Origin of the sequence: Microbacterium sp. LEMMJ01 (assembly GCF_002114135.1) — a bacterium.
GTDB lineage: Bacteria > Actinomycetota > Actinomycetes > Actinomycetales > Microbacteriaceae > Microbacterium.
In genome coordinates this window covers 131,210-144,720 of record NZ_NCTV01000036.1, presented here as the reverse complement: position 1 = coordinate 144,720, position 13,511 = coordinate 131,210, and the positions used below count along the sequence as shown (strand labels likewise).

At 70.1% G+C, this 13,511-nt stretch carries 13 protein-coding genes; all 13 read left to right on the top strand.

Annotated features, from left to right (window positions below; translation table 11 throughout):
• The first annotated feature begins 29 nt into the window (after window positions 1–29).
• The 13 genes from B7W94_RS15625 to metK all read left to right on the top strand — a co-directional run bounded on the left by B7W94_RS15625 (window position 30) and on the right by metK (window position 13,511).
• On the top strand, window positions 30–1,607 hold the full coding sequence (locus B7W94_RS15625; RefSeq protein WP_085607548.1) for a Rieske 2Fe-2S domain-containing protein: 1,578 nt from the start codon (window positions 30–32) through the stop codon (window positions 1,605–1,607).
• Window positions 1,608–1,650: 43 nt separating this feature from the next.
• Window positions 1,651–1,908: a hypothetical protein gene (locus B7W94_RS15620; RefSeq protein WP_060922159.1), complete on the top strand. Its 258-nt coding sequence runs from the start codon at window positions 1,651–1,653 to the stop codon at window positions 1,906–1,908.
• A complete protein-coding gene (locus tag B7W94_RS15615) occupies window positions 1,905–2,285 on the top strand; it encodes a type II toxin-antitoxin system VapC family toxin (protein ID WP_172400138.1) in 381 nt (126 codons plus the stop codon). Before B7W94_RS15620 ends, B7W94_RS15615 begins: the two co-directional genes overlap by 4 nt.
• A 69-nt stretch (window positions 2,286–2,354) precedes the next feature.
• Window positions 2,355–2,885, top strand: coding sequence for a bifunctional pyr operon transcriptional regulator/uracil phosphoribosyltransferase PyrR (pyrR, locus tag B7W94_RS15610; RefSeq protein WP_025103498.1), 531 nt, complete (start codon window positions 2,355–2,357; stop codon window positions 2,883–2,885).
• Entirely contained in the window at window positions 2,882–3,847 is a 966-nt protein-coding gene (locus B7W94_RS15605; RefSeq protein ID WP_025103497.1) for an aspartate carbamoyltransferase catalytic subunit, read from the top strand. The genes pyrR and B7W94_RS15605 overlap by 4 nt, the downstream gene beginning before the upstream one ends.
• Window positions 3,844–5,148: a dihydroorotase gene (locus tag B7W94_RS15600; RefSeq protein ID WP_085607544.1), complete on the top strand. Its 1,305-nt coding sequence runs from the start codon at window positions 3,844–3,846 to the stop codon at window positions 5,146–5,148. Before B7W94_RS15605 ends, B7W94_RS15600 begins: the two co-directional genes overlap by 4 nt.
• Window positions 5,145–5,657, top strand: a complete 513-nt coding sequence (locus B7W94_RS15595) for a PH-like domain-containing protein (RefSeq protein ID WP_062634504.1) — start codon at window positions 5,145–5,147, stop codon at window positions 5,655–5,657. The genes B7W94_RS15600 and B7W94_RS15595 overlap by 4 nt, the downstream gene beginning before the upstream one ends.
• Window positions 5,654–6,832, top strand: coding sequence for a glutamine-hydrolyzing carbamoyl-phosphate synthase small subunit (carA, locus tag B7W94_RS15590; protein ID WP_085607542.1), 1,179 nt, complete (start codon window positions 5,654–5,656; stop codon window positions 6,830–6,832). Before B7W94_RS15595 ends, carA begins: the two co-directional genes overlap by 4 nt.
• Window positions 6,832–10,119 (top strand): carbamoyl-phosphate synthase large subunit, encoded by a 3,288-nt coding sequence (carB, locus tag B7W94_RS15585; protein WP_085607540.1) that lies wholly within the window; start codon window positions 6,832–6,834, stop codon window positions 10,117–10,119. The genes carA and carB overlap by 1 nt, the downstream gene beginning before the upstream one ends.
• Window positions 10,116–10,961, top strand: coding sequence for an orotidine-5'-phosphate decarboxylase (pyrF, locus tag B7W94_RS15580; RefSeq protein ID WP_062634510.1), 846 nt, complete (start codon window positions 10,116–10,118; stop codon window positions 10,959–10,961). The genes carB and pyrF overlap by 4 nt, the downstream gene beginning before the upstream one ends.
• Complete coding sequence (gmk, locus tag B7W94_RS15575; RefSeq protein ID WP_025103491.1) at window positions 10,954–11,865, top strand: guanylate kinase; 912 nt, start codon at window positions 10,954–10,956, stop codon at window positions 11,863–11,865. The genes pyrF and gmk overlap by 8 nt, the downstream gene beginning before the upstream one ends.
• A 109-nt stretch (window positions 11,866–11,974) precedes the next feature.
• Window positions 11,975–12,229, top strand: coding sequence for a DNA-directed RNA polymerase subunit omega (gene rpoZ / locus B7W94_RS15570; protein WP_025103490.1), 255 nt, complete (start codon window positions 11,975–11,977; stop codon window positions 12,227–12,229).
• Between the two features lie 88 nt (window positions 12,230–12,317).
• The gene (gene metK / locus B7W94_RS15565; protein WP_085607538.1) at window positions 12,318–13,511 is read left to right on the top strand and encodes a methionine adenosyltransferase; all 1,194 of its coding nucleotides are present in this window, start codon (window positions 12,318–12,320) and stop codon (window positions 13,509–13,511) included.

Sequence of the window (13,511 nt, the reverse complement as noted above, 5' to 3'; positions counted from 1 at the left end):
TCGAACGGTTCATCTTCGAGAGGAATGCAATGCGGATCACGGGACTCGGCCACGCCGGCATGTTCATCGAGACGGTGGGCGGCAACATCATCTGCGACCCGGTGCTCGGCCCGTCCTTCTTCGGGTCCTGGTTCCCGTTCCCGGACAACCGCGCCCTCGACTGGGAGCGCTACGGTCGTGAAGCCGACTTCCTCTACATCTCGCACCGGCACCGCGACCACTTCGACCCGGCGCTCCTGGAGCGGTACATCCGCAAGGACATCGAGGTGCTCCTGCCGGAGTATCCGATCGACGACCTGGAGCAGGACATCCGGGCGCTCGGCTACACGAACATCACCTACGCGCCCGCCGGCGAGATCATCGAGCGCGGTGCGCTCAAGATGATGATCACCCCGCTGCGCGCGCCGAGCGACGGCCCGATCGGCGACTCGTCGCTCAGCGTGGACGACGGCACCGGCTCGATGCTGAACCAGAACGACTCGCACCCGCTCGATCTCGACAAGCTGCTGCACTTCGGGAAGCCCGACGCCTACTTCACGCAGGTCTCCGGGGCGATCTGGTGGCCCATGGTCTACGACCTGCCGATGGACGCGAAGCAGAACTTCGCCCGCCTCAAGCGCGAGGCGCAGAACAAGCGCGCGATGTACTACATCGAGAAGGTCGACGCTCCGCACGTCTTCCCGATGGCGGGTCCGCCCATGTTCCTCCGCGACGACCTCTTCGACTTCAACGGGATGGGCCGCAACGGCGAGTCCATCTTCACGGACCAGAAGCAGTTCATCGCGCACATGAAGGAGCTGGCCCCGAAGTACGACGGGCAGCTCTTCGTCCCTGGCACTCTCGTCACGATCGACGGCGGTGCGGTGACCACCGAGCAGACGCTCTACACCGAGGCCGAGCTCGCCCACATCTTCGACGAGAAGTGGGAGTACCTGGAGGAGCAGCGCGCGACCCGCCAGCAGGAGATCCGCGACGAGGAGGCCTCGCGCGCCGAGATCATCCCGCCGGAGGAGATGCTGGCCGCGATCAAGGAATGGTGGGAGCCGCTGCTGAAGAAGTCGCGCACCATCCGCCTCGGCGTCGGCGGGCACGTCCGCTTCCGCATCGGGGAGCTGGACATGGTGGTCGACTTCCCGCGCGCCAAGGTCCGCGAGTACGCGGGGGAGGAGTGCGTGTACTGGTACACGATCCCGGCCGACCTCGTCTCGACGAACATCCGCGACCACGAGATCGACTGGTCGAACTCGATCTTCCTGTCGATGCAGTTCTCGGTCGGCCGCAGCGGCAAGTTCAACGAGTTCCTCACCACGTTCCTCAAGTGCCTCTCGGTCGACCGGATCGAGTACGTCGAGAACTGGTACCAGGAGCAGACCGACCAGACCGAGGATGCGGAGATCGGTGACTGGGTCGTCCAGCGCCGCTGCCCGCACCTGCGCGCCGACCTCACCAAGACGGGGAAGGTCGACGAGGACGGCATCCTCACATGCAGCATGCACGACTGGAAGTGGGACCTGAAGACCGGACGCTGCCTCTCCACGAGCGGCCACCCGATCCGTTCCTCGAAGATCGACGACGTGACGGATCCGGTGCTCCGCGAGGCGAGCTGAGCGCGCCTGTACCACCGAGCGCAGCCGGTGGTACAGTGTGGCGATGCCGACCGCTCTGACCCGTATCCAGGTGACGCAGACCGCCGCGCTGCGCGAGGCGCTGGAACTCGCGGAAAGCGAGTGGCCGGGACTACCGAAGTCGGAGCAGGTGGCGAGGCTCGCGGTGCTGGGGGCGGAGCGGCTCGCAGAGCGAGGATCCCACCGGCGCGCGACCCGGCGGGCGGCGCTCGAGGCGACACGGGGATCGATCGCCTATCCACCGGGGTATCTCGACGCTCTCCGTAAGGACTGGCCGGAGTGATCGTCGTGGACGCCGGTGTCCTCATCGCGCACCTTTCCACCGACGATGTCCACCAGGAGGCGGCGTTCGACATCCTCGATACCGAGGAAGACCTTCTGATCCACCCGATCACCCTCGCGGAGACGCTCGTGCATCCGGCGCGGATGGGCACAGAGCTCGCCGATCTCGCCAAGATCGACTCCCTCGGGCTGCTGCGTCGGGAGGAGACTGTCGACGAACCGGTCCATATCGCGCGGCTCCGCGCCGCGACCTCCCTGAAGCTCCCGGACTGCGCGGTACTCGTCACAGCGGAGGCGTTCGGCGCGAAGCTGGCGACCTTCGACCGTCGTCTCGCGACGGTCGCCAGAGAGCGCGGTGTCGAGGTCGTCGGCGTCTGAGCGCTCCGATAGACTGAAATCACAAGCAACCTTTAACACCGTCCTGTGAGGCGGAGAAGGGAGCGGCTGATGGGTGTGCGCACTGTGCTGCACCAAGCCGACATCTCACGAGCGCTGACCCGGATCGCGCACGAGATCCTCGAGTCCAATCGTGGGGCCGACGACCTCGTCCTGCTGGGCATCCCGACCCGCGGCGTGACGCTGGGCCACCGGCTCGCCGCGCTGATCAGCGAGATCGCGCAGGTCTCCGTCCCCGTCGGATCCCTTGACGTGACGCTCTTCCGCGACGACCTCGCCAAGCACCCGACGCGATCGCCGCAGCCGACGGAGATCCCCGCGGGCGGCATCGACGGGAAGACGGTCGTCCTCGTCGACGACGTCCTGTTCTCCGGCCGGAGCATCCGCGCCGCGCTCGACGCCCTGCAGTCGATCGGCCGTCCCGCCGTCGTGCGGCTCGCGATCCTCATCGACCGCGGACACCGGGAGCTTCCCATCCGCCCCGACTTCGTGGGCAAGAACATCCCGTCCGCGCGCACCGAGCGCGTCAATGTGCGTCTGTTCGAGAACGACGGCGCCGAGGAGGTGACGATCGGCGAATGAGGCATCTCCTCGACACCCGCACGCTCGACAGGGCGACCGCCCTGCGCATCCTCGATGTCGCGGAGGACATGGCCGACACCCAGTCCCGCGAGGTCAAGAAGCTCCCCACCCTCCGCGGGAAGACCGTCGTGAACCTCTTCTTCGAGGACTCCACGCGCACCCGCATCTCCTTCGAGGCCGCCGCGAAGCGCCTGTCCGCCGACGTCATCAACTTCGCCGCCAAGGGCTCCAGCGTCTCCAAGGGCGAGAGCCTGAAGGACACCGCGCAGACGCTCGAGGCGATCGGCGCCGACGCGGTCGTCGTGCGGCACCCCGGCTCCGGCGCCCCGCAGACGCTCGCCACGAGCGGCTGGATCTCCGCCGGAGTCGTCAACGCGGGCGACGGCACGCACGAGCACCCCACCCAGGCGCTCCTCGACGCCTTCACCATCCGCAAGCGTCGCTTCGGTGCGGAGAGCCGCGGACGCGACCTCTCCGGTCTCCGTGTGACGATCGTCGGCGACGTGCTGCACTCCCGCGTGGCGCGCTCCAACGTCTGGCTGCTCACCACGCTCGGCGCCGAGGTCACGCTCGTGTCGCCGCCGACCCTGGTTCCGCAGAACGTGTCGCTGTGGCCCGTCCGCGTGGTCTACGACCTGGACGAAGCCCTCGCGGAGGGGCCGGACGCCGTGATGATGCTGCGCATCCAGCTCGAGCGGATGAACGCGGCGTATTTCCCGACTGAGCGGGAGTATTCGCGCCGGTGGGGCCTGGACGCACGGCGCGTGGCGGCTCTGCCGGGCGGTAGCATTGTCCTGCACCCCGGACCCATGAACCGGGGACTGGAGATCTCCTCCGAAGCTGCCGATTCCCCCCGTTCGACGGTGCTGGAACAGGTGTCGAACGGGGTCTCCGTGCGCATGGCGGTGCTGTACCTGCTGCTGGCAGGAGAACGAGACGACGAACGAGGGGGAGACCTGTGAGCGAGACCCTCGTCATCACCGGTGCACAGCTGCTCGGCGCGGACGGCGCCGACATCATCATCGAGGACGGCGTCATCGCCGAGGTCGGGACGGGGATCACCCGCACCGGCGCGCGGGTGATCGACGCCGCGGGCCTGGTCGCGCTGCCGGGCCTCGTCGACCTGCACACCCACCTGCGCGAGCCGGGGTTCGAGGCCTCCGAGACGATCCTCACCGGCACCAGAGCGGCCGCCGCGGGCGGGTTCACCGCCGTGTTCGCGATGCCGAACACCTCCCCGGTCGCCGACACGGCGGGCGTGGTCGAGCAGGAGCTCGCCCTCGGCGAGGCGGCCGGCTACGCGACCGTGCAGCCGATCGGCGCCGTCACGGTGGGCCAGAAGGGCGAGCGCCTCGCCGAGCTGGGCGCCATGGCCACCTCCCGTGCCCAGGTTCGGGTCTTCAGCGACGACGGCTTCTGCGTGTGGGATCCGCTGATCATGCGCCGGGCTCTGGAGTACGTGAAGTCCTTCGACGGCGTCATCGCCCAGCATGCGCAGGACCCGCGACTCACCGAGGGCGCCCAGATGAACGAGGGCACCGTCTCGGCCGAGCTCGGGCTGGCAGGGTGGCCGGCGGTCGCCGAGGAGTCGATCATCGCCCGCGACGTGCTCCTCGCCGAGCACGTCGGCTCGCGGCTGCACGTGTGCCACCTGTCGACGGCAGGCTCGGTGGACATCATCCGCTGGGCCAAGAAGCGCGGTGTCAACGTGACGGCGGAGGTCACGCCGCACCACCTGCTGCTCACGGACGAGCTCGTCCGCGGCTACGACGCGCGGTTCAAGGTCAACCCGCCGCTGCGCCGCGAGGAGGACGTCCTCGCGGTCCGGGAGGGCCTGGCCGACGGCACGATCGACATCGTCGCGACCGACCACGCACCGCACCCCAGCGAGCACAAGGCGTGCGAGTGGCAGGCCGCCGCGAACGGCATGGTGGGTCTGGAGAGCGCCCTGCGGGTCGTGCACCAGTCGATGGTGCAGACCGGCCTGATCGGCTGGGCCGACGTGGCCCGCGTCATGAGCGCGACGCCCGCCCGCATCGGCCGGCTCTCCGGCCACGGCACGCCGCTCGCCGCCGGGCAGCCCGCGCACATCACGCTGTACGACCCCGCGGTCGACGGTGTGTTCACCGCCGCGGACCTGCACGGGCGCAGCGTGAACTCGCCCTACCTGGGCCGCGCCTTGCCCGGCAGGGTCGAGTACACCGTGCACGGCGGCGTCCTCACGGTCGACGGCGGCGCCGTCGTCGAGGAGCTCGGCGCATGAGCGCACGGGACCTCGCGGTCGCGATCATCATCGCCGTCGCGCTGCTGATCCTGCTCTCGATGCTGTTCGCCTGGCGACGACGAGTGCGGCGCGATGCCGCGTACACGGCCCCGCTCGGGGTGCCGGAGCACGCGGAGGTGACGCGCCGCGACGAGGTGCTCTACGTGTCCACGACTCGGCACGAGCAGCCCCTCGAACGGCTCGCGATCACCCCGCTGGCGTTCCGCGCACGCGGCGAGCTGGCTGTGACCGACCGCGGCATCGCGCTGGCCCTCGACGGTGCCCCCACCGTCTTCCTCGCCGCCGACCGCCTCGTCTCCGTCGACCGCGCGACCGTCACCATCGATCGCGTCGTGGAGCCCGGCGGGCTCGTGCGCATCTCGTGGCACGTCGACGACACGACCGTCGTCGACAGCTATGTGCGCCTCACCGGCGGCGACCTCCCGACCCTCATCTCCGACCTGCAGCGGCTCATCCCCGCCGCCCCTGACACAGGAGCCTCGTCATGACCCTCTCGACTTCCTCCCCGCAGGCCTCCGCGGCCCGCCTTCCCGACCCCGCCGTCCTCGTCCTGGAGGACGGCACCCGACACCGCGGACGCGCGTACGGCGCGCGCGGGCGCACCCTCGGCGAGGTCGTGTTCGCCACCGGCATGTCGGGATACCAGGAGACCATCACCGACCCGTCCTACGCCGGACAGATCGTCCTGCAGACGGCCCCGCACATCGGCAACACCGGCATGAACGACGAGGACACCGAGTCCCGCCGCATCTGGGTCGCCGGCTACATCGTGCGCGACCCCTCGCGCGTCGTCTCGAACTGGCGGGCGAACGCCTCTCTCGACGAGGTCCTCGTCGAGGACGGCATCGTCGGCATCAGCGGCATCGACACGCGCGCGGTCACCCGCCACATCCGCTCGGCCGGCTCCATGCGGGGCGGCATCTTCTCGGGTGCGGAGGCGGAGCTCGACCCGGAGGAGCAGCTGCGCATCGTCCGCGAGGCCCCGGAGATGACCGGCCTCAACCTCTCCGCGCAGGTGTCCGTCCAGAGCGCGACCGTCACCCCGGCGGTGGGGGAGCGCATCGGCAACCTCGCCGTGCTCGACCTCGGCGTGAAGCAGGCGACGATCGACAACCTCGCGGCCCGCGGCTTCGACGTGCACGTCCTCCCGCAGGACGTGGGCATCGACGAGATCCGGGCGATCGAGCCGGTCGCCGTCTTCTACTCGAACGGTCCCGGCGACCCCGCGGCCTCGGGCGACCACGTCGAACTGCTGCGCGCGGTCCTCGACGACGGGCTGCCCTTCTTCGGGATCTGCTTCGGCAACCAGCTCCTCGGCCGGGCCCTGGGTCTCGGCACGTACAAGCTGCCGTTCGGCCACCGCGGCATCAACCAGCCCGTGCTGGACAAGCAGACGGGCAAGGTCGAGATCACCGCGCACAACCACGGCTTCGCCGTCGAGGCGCCCCTGGAGGGCTCCTTCGACAGCCCGCACGGCTACGGCAAGGTCGAGGTCAGCCACGTCGGCCTCAACGACAACGTCGTGGAGGGCCTGCGCGCCCTCGACATCCCCGCCTTCTCGGTGCAGTACCACCCCGAGGCCGCGGCCGGACCGCACGACGCCAACTACCTCTTCGACCGCTTCCGCGACATGGTCATCGCGAACAAGAAGGACGCAAAGTAATGCCCAAGCGCGACGACATCCGCTCCGTCCTCGTCATCGGCTCCGGCCCGATCGTCATCGGCCAGGCCTGCGAGTTCGACTACTCCGGCACCCAGGCGTGCCGCGTCCTCCGTGAGGAGGGCGTCCGGGTCATCCTCGTCAACTCCAACCCCGCGACGATCATGACCGACCCCGACTTCGCCGACGCGACCTACATCGAGCCGATCACCCCCGCGGTGATCGAGACGATCATCGCCAAGGAGAAGCCCGACGCGATCCTGCCGACGCTCGGCGGTCAGACGGCGCTGAACGCCGCGATGGCCCTGCACGAGCAGGGGATCCTCGAGAAGTACGACGTCGAGCTCATCGGCGCGAAGGTGGACGCCATCAAGAAGGGCGAGGACCGTCAGGTCTTCAAGGAGCTCGTCCTCGAGGCGGGCGCGGACGTCGCCAAGAGCGTCATCGCCCACACCATGGACGACCTCCTCGCCGGTGCCGAGCAGCTCGGCTACCCGCTCGTGGTGCGCCCGTCCTTCACGATGGGCGGGCTGGGCTCCGGGTTCGCCTACGACGAGGAGGACCTGCGCCGCATCGGCGGCGCCGGCCTGCGCGACTCGCCGACGACCGAGGTGCTCCTGGAGGAGTCGATCCTCGGCTGGAAGGAGTACGAGCTCGAGCTCATGCGCGACACCGCCGACAACACGGTGGTCGTCTGCTCCATCGAGAACGTCGACCCGGTCGGCGTGCACACCGGCGACTCGATCACGGTGGCGCCGGCGCTGACCCTGACCGACCGCGAGTACCAGAAGCTCCGCGACATCGGCATCGACATCATCCGCGCCGTGGGCGTGGACACCGGTGGCTGCAACATCCAGTTCGCGGTCAACCCGGAGAACGGCCGCATCATCGTCATCGAGATGAACCCGCGCGTCTCCCGGTCGAGCGCCCTGGCGTCGAAGGCCACCGGCTTCCCGATCGCCAAGCTCGCGGCCAAGCTCGCCCTCGGCTACCGCCTCGACGAGATCCCGAACGACATCACCGGCGTGACCCCGGCCAGCTTCGAGCCGACGCTCGACTACGTGGTCGTGAAGGTCCCGCGCTTCGCGTTCGAGAAGTTCCCGGCCGCCGACGCCACCCTCACCACGACCATGAAGTCGGTCGGCGAGGCGATGGCCATCGGCCGCAACTACGCCACCGCGCTGCAGAAGGCGCTGCGGTCGCTCGAGAAGCGGGGCTCCAGCTTCCACTGGGGCGAGGAGCCGCGCACCGTCGAGGAACTGCTCGAGATCGCGAAGACCCCGACCGACGGCCGGATCGTCACCCTGCAGCAGGCGCTGCGCAAGGGCGCGACCATCGAGCAGGCGTTCGAGGCCACGGCCATCGACCCCTGGTTCCTCGACCAGATCGTCCTCATCAACGAGGTCGCCGAGGTCGTCCGCACCGCCGGCGAGCTGGACGACGCGACTCTGCGCTACGCCAAGGAGCACGGATTCTCCGACGTGCAGATCGCCCAGCTCCGCGGCGAGAGCGAGGCCGAGATCCGCGGCGTGCGCCACGGCCTCGGCATCCGCCCGGTCTACAAGACGGTCGACACCTGCGCAGGGGAGTTCCCCGCGCTGACGCCGTACCACTACTCGAGCTACGACGCCGAGACCGAGGTCGCGCCGTCCGACCGCACCAAGGTCGTCATCATCGGCTCCGGCCCGAACCGCATCGGTCAGGGCGTCGAGTTCGACTACTCCTGCGTGCACGCCTCGTTCGCGCTGTCCGACGCGGGCTTCGAGACCGTGATGATCAACTGCAACCCGGAGACCGTGTCGACCGACTACGACACGTCCGACCGGCTGTACTTCGAGCCGCTGACGCTCGAGGACGTGCTGGAGGTCCTGGACGCGGAGGCGGCGAGCGGCACCATCCTCGGCGTCGTCTGCCAGCTCGGCGGGCAGACCCCGCTCGGGCTCGCGAAGGGCATCGAGGCGGCCGGCTACACGGTCCTGGGGACGAGCCCGGAGGCCATCGACCTGGCCGAGGAGCGCGAGCTGTTCTCGCGACTGCTCGACGAGGCCGGACTCCTCGCGCCCCGCAATGGCACGGCGATCGACGTGGAGGGCGCGGTGCGCATCGCCGAGGAGATCGGGTACCCGGTGCTCGTGCGCCCGAGCTTCGTGCTCGGCGGCCGTGGCATGGAGATCGTCTACGGCACCGACGCGCTGCGCGACTACTTCGTGCGGACCGCCGGTGAGGTCGTGATCGAGGAGGGCAAGCCGCTCCTGGTCGACCGCTTCCTCGACGACGCGATCGAGCTCGATGTGGACGCCCTGTACGACGGCACCGACCTCTTCATCGGCGGCGTCATGGAGCATCTGGAGGAAGCCGGCATCCACTCCGGCGACTCGAGCTGCACGCTGCCGCCGGTCTCGCTCGGCCGCAGCGACGTCGACCGCGTCCGCGAGGCCACCCTCGCGATCGCGCAGGGCGTCGGCGTGCGCGGTCTGCTGAACGTGCAGTTCGCGATCAGCGCCGGCGTGCTCTACGTCATCGAGGCGAACCCCCGGGCCAGCCGCACGGTGCCCTTCGTCTCCAAGGCGCTGGGCATCCCGATGGCGAAGGCCGCCAGCCGCATCATGGCCGGCTCCACCATCGCCGAGCTCCGCGCCGAGGGGATGCTGCCCGCGCAGGACGGCTCGCGCGTCCCGCTGGACGCTCCGGTCTCGGTCAAGGAGGCCGTGCTGCCCTTCAAGCGGTTCCGCACCGCCGACGGCAAGACGGTCGACTCGGTCCTCGGCCCGGAGATGCGCTCGACCGGCGAGGTCATGGGCATCGATCGCGACTTCCCGACCGCGTTCGCGAAGTCCCAGGCCGCGGCCTACGGCGGCATGCCGACCTCGGGAACCGTGTTCATCTCGGTCGCCGACTCCGACAAGCGCGCGGTGATCCTCCCGGCGCACCGCCTCCAGCAGCTCGGCTTCACGATCGTGGCGACCGAGGGCACGGCGGAGATCCTGTCCCGCAACGGCATCGCGGTCACGGTGGTCGAGAAGTACAGCGAGACCCAGGAGTCCGGAGCCCGGAACATCGTCGACCTCATCAACGACGGGGAGATCGACATCGTCGTGAACACCCCGTCCGGTGGGGCAGCCCGTGCGGACGGCTACGAGATCCGCGCCGCCGCGGTGGCCGCCGACAAGGCGCTCTTCACGACCATCGCCGTGCTCGGCGCGGCGGTGAGCGGGATGGACGCCGCGCACGAGGGCTTCCAGGTCAAGAGCCTGCAGGAGTACGCCCAGGACCGGATGGCCGCGGTATGACGGAACGCTTCGGCGAGCGAGCCCGCGCCGCTCTGGAGGCGCACGGTCCGCTCTGTGTCGGCATCGACCCCCACGCCGCTCTGCTGGCGGCGTGGGGGCTGACCGCCGACGCCGCCGGAGTCCGGGAGTTCGGGCTCCGTACCGTCGAGGCGGCCGCCGGTCGCGTCGGTGTCGTGAAGCCGCAGGTGTCGTTCTTCGAGCGGTACGGCGCCGCCGGGTTCGCCGCGCTGGAGGACGTGCTCGCCGCCGCGCGGGCGGCCGGACTGCTCGTGATCGCCGATGCCAAGCGCGGGGACATCGGATCGACGATGGCGGATTACGCGCAGGCCTGGCTGCCCGCCGGTGCGCCTCTGGAGGCGGACGCCCTGACGGTGAACCCGTACCTCGGCGTCGGTGCGCTGGAGGGCGCGTTCGCCCTGGCTGAGGAGCACGGCAAGGGGCTCTTCGTCCTCGCGGCGACCAGCAACCCCGAGGCGACCGTGCTGCAGCGCGCGACGACCGCGGACGGCGAGACCGTGTCCGCGGCCGTGGTCGCCGAGGTGTCGCGCCGGAACGCCGCCGCGACGCCCGCGGGGGAGTGGGGGAGTTTCGGCTTCGTCATCGGCGCCACCGTGGACGCGGCGGAGGCCGGCCTCGCGCCGTTCGCGCCCGTCGCCCCGATCCTCGCCCCCGGCTTCGGCGCGCAGGGCGCCACTCCCGCGGATCTCGCCCGCCGCTTCGGCCCCCAGGCCGCCTCGGTGATCGCGAGCGAGAGCCGCAGCCTCCTCTCCGCGGGCCCGGCGGCCCTCGCCGAGACGATCGCCGACCGTGCCGCCCAGTATCGAGAGGTCAGCCGTGGCTGAGGAACGCCGCACCGTCCCCGAGGTCGACAGGGCCGCCGCCGCCCGCCGTGCGGTCGAGAGACGACGCGCCAGGGCTTCGCTCAAGCGGGATCTGACGATGCGCGTCGTCACCCCGCAGGCCGTGCTGCATCGCGCGACGGAGGACCCCGACTCGGTCGAGGGGTCCATGCGCATCACCGACTTCCTCCTGGCCCTCCCGGCGATCGGCGCGGGAAAGCGCGACCGCGTGCTGGAGCAGCTCCACATCTCTCCGGTCAAGCGGCTCGGCGGGCTGGGCGCCCGGCAGCGCCGGGTGCTGGAGGAGTGGCTGGACGACCGGTTCCCCGTACCTGCGCCCCGCGGGGCGCGCAGCCGACTGCTCGTCCTCGCCGGTCCCACGGCCGTAGGCAAGGGGACCGTCGCCGCGCACATCCGCGAGAACAACCCCGAGATCCATCTGTCCGTCTCGGCGACCACCCGACCTCCACGACCGGGCGAGATCGACGGCGTGCACTACTACTTCGTGGACGACGCCGAGTTCGACCGCCTGATCGCCGACGGCGAGCTGCTGGAATACGCGGTCGTGCACAACCGCTCGCGCTACGGCACCCCGCGCGCTCCCATCGACGCCGCCCTGGCCGAGGGGAAGACCGTGCTGCTGGAGATCGACCTGCAGGGCGCGCGCCAGGTGCGCGCGGCCGAGCCGTCGGCGACCCTCATCTTCCTTCTGCCGCCGAGCTGGGACGAGCTGGTGCACCGACTGGTCGGCCGGGGCACCGAGGACGCCGAGGAGCGAGCCCGCCGGCTGCGGACCGCGAAGGTCGAGCTGGCGGCGCAGAACGAGTTCGACCACCTCATCGTGAACGAGGACGTCGCCACCGCCGCTCGCGAGGTCGTAGACTTGTCTACAAGCTCTGCGCGCTGACCTGATTCCAGGGTCGAGCACCACGCCGGTCCCTGAGCTCGTCGAAGGGTCGCGCGCCCGCAGCACCGTCTTCGCGGCGAATCCCGTCGCCTGATCAGGAGGTCCACCCATGGCCGGACGCAACAACGGCATCATCGATCCCCCCATCGACAACCTGCTGGAGCGCGTCGACTCCAAGTACGAGCTCGTGATCTACGCGGCCAAGCGCGCCCGTCAGATCAACGACTACTACTCCGACCTGCACGAGGGGAACCTCTTCGACAACGTGGGCCCGCTCGTCGACTCCTCGGTCGAGGACAAGCCGCTCACCATCGCCCTGCACGAGATCAACGAGGACAAGCTCCGCCTGCGTCACGCGGAGTAACTCGACGACCGCGCCGCCCCGACGTCGGTGGCGCGGTCCAGAATGGGTGCCACACCCTCCCACCGTCCGTCCCCGTTCTGGAGCATCGATGAGCGCGCTGCGTCTGTTCACGTCCGAGTCCGTCACCGAAGGGCATCCGGACAAGATCTGCGACCAGATCTCGGACAGCATCCTCGACGGACTGCTCGCGAAGGACCCGGCCTCCCGGGTCGCGGTCGAGACGCTGGTCACGACCGGGCTCGTGCATGTGGCCGGCGAGATCCGCACCGACGCCTACGTCGACATCCCGACGATCGTCCGCCAGGTCGTGAACGGCATCGGCTACACGTCGTCCGACACCGGCTTCGACGGCGACTCGTGCGGCGTCAGCGTCTCGGTGGGGGAGCAGTCCACCGACATCGCCCACGGGGTCGACAACGCCCAGGAGCACCGCGACGGCTCGTCGGTCGATCCGCTCGACGGCCTCGGCGCCGGGGACCAGGGCATCATGTTCGGGTTCGCCACCAACGAGACCCCGCAGCTCATGCCGATGGCCGCATGGACCGCGCACCGCATCGCCGAGCGGCTGACCGAGGTGCGCCGCAGCGGGCTGCTGCCCTTCCTGCGCCCGGACGGGAAGACGCAGGTCACCCTCGGCTACGACGGCTTCACCCCGAAGACCGTCGACGCCGTCGTGCTGTCCACGCAGCACAACCCGGACATCGCCCAGGACGACCTCAAGGCGCAGATCCGCGAGCACGTCATCGATCCGGTCCTCGCCACGACCGGCCTCGACCTCGACGAGGTCACCTACTACATCAACCCCGCGGGCCCCTTCGTCACGGGCGGCCCCAAGGGAGACGCCGGGCTCACCGGCCGCAAGATCATCATCGACACCTACGGCGGCGCCGCACGGCACGGCGGTGGTGCCTTCAGCGGCAAGGACCCGTCGAAGGTCGACCGCTCCGGCGCCTATGCGACGCGCTGGGTCGCCAAGAACGCGGTCGCCGCGGGCCTCGCCGACCGCCTCGAGGTGCAGGTCGCCTACGCGATCGGCGTCGCCCGCCCCGTCGGCCTGTACGTGGAGACCTTCGGCACCGGACGGGTGTCCGACGAGGTCATCACGCGCGCCATCGACGAGGTGTTCGACCTCCGGCCGCAGGCCATCATCGAGCAGCTCGACCTGCTGCGGCCGATCTATGCGCAGACGGCCGCGTACGGGCACTTCGGTCGGGAGCTGCCGGACTTCACGTGGGAGCGGACGGACCGGGCCGAGGAGCTGCGGCGCGCTGCCGGGCTCTGA

Coding starts and splice junctions, on each gene's coding strand:
- carB (WP_085607540.1), top strand. CDS start 6,832: ATGCCCAAGCGCGACGACATCCGCTCCGTCCTCGTCATCGGCTCCGGC.
- B7W94_RS15620 (WP_060922159.1), top strand. CDS start 1,651: ATGCCGACCGCTCTGACCCGTATCCAGGTGACGCAGACCGCCGCGCTG.
- metK (WP_085607538.1), top strand. CDS start 12,318: ATGAGCGCGCTGCGTCTGTTCACGTCCGAGTCCGTCACCGAAGGGCAT.
- carA (WP_085607542.1), top strand. CDS start 5,654: ATGACCCTCTCGACTTCCTCCCCGCAGGCCTCCGCGGCCCGCCTTCCC.
- pyrR (WP_025103498.1), top strand. CDS start 2,355: ATGGGTGTGCGCACTGTGCTGCACCAAGCCGACATCTCACGAGCGCTG.
- B7W94_RS15595 (WP_062634504.1), top strand. CDS start 5,145: ATGAGCGCACGGGACCTCGCGGTCGCGATCATCATCGCCGTCGCGCTG.
- B7W94_RS15625 (WP_085607548.1), top strand. CDS start 30: ATGCGGATCACGGGACTCGGCCACGCCGGCATGTTCATCGAGACGGTG.
- B7W94_RS15605 (WP_025103497.1), top strand. CDS start 2,882: ATGAGGCATCTCCTCGACACCCGCACGCTCGACAGGGCGACCGCCCTG.
- pyrF (WP_062634510.1), top strand. CDS start 10,116: ATGACGGAACGCTTCGGCGAGCGAGCCCGCGCCGCTCTGGAGGCGCAC.
- rpoZ (WP_025103490.1), top strand. CDS start 11,975: ATGGCCGGACGCAACAACGGCATCATCGATCCCCCCATCGACAACCTG.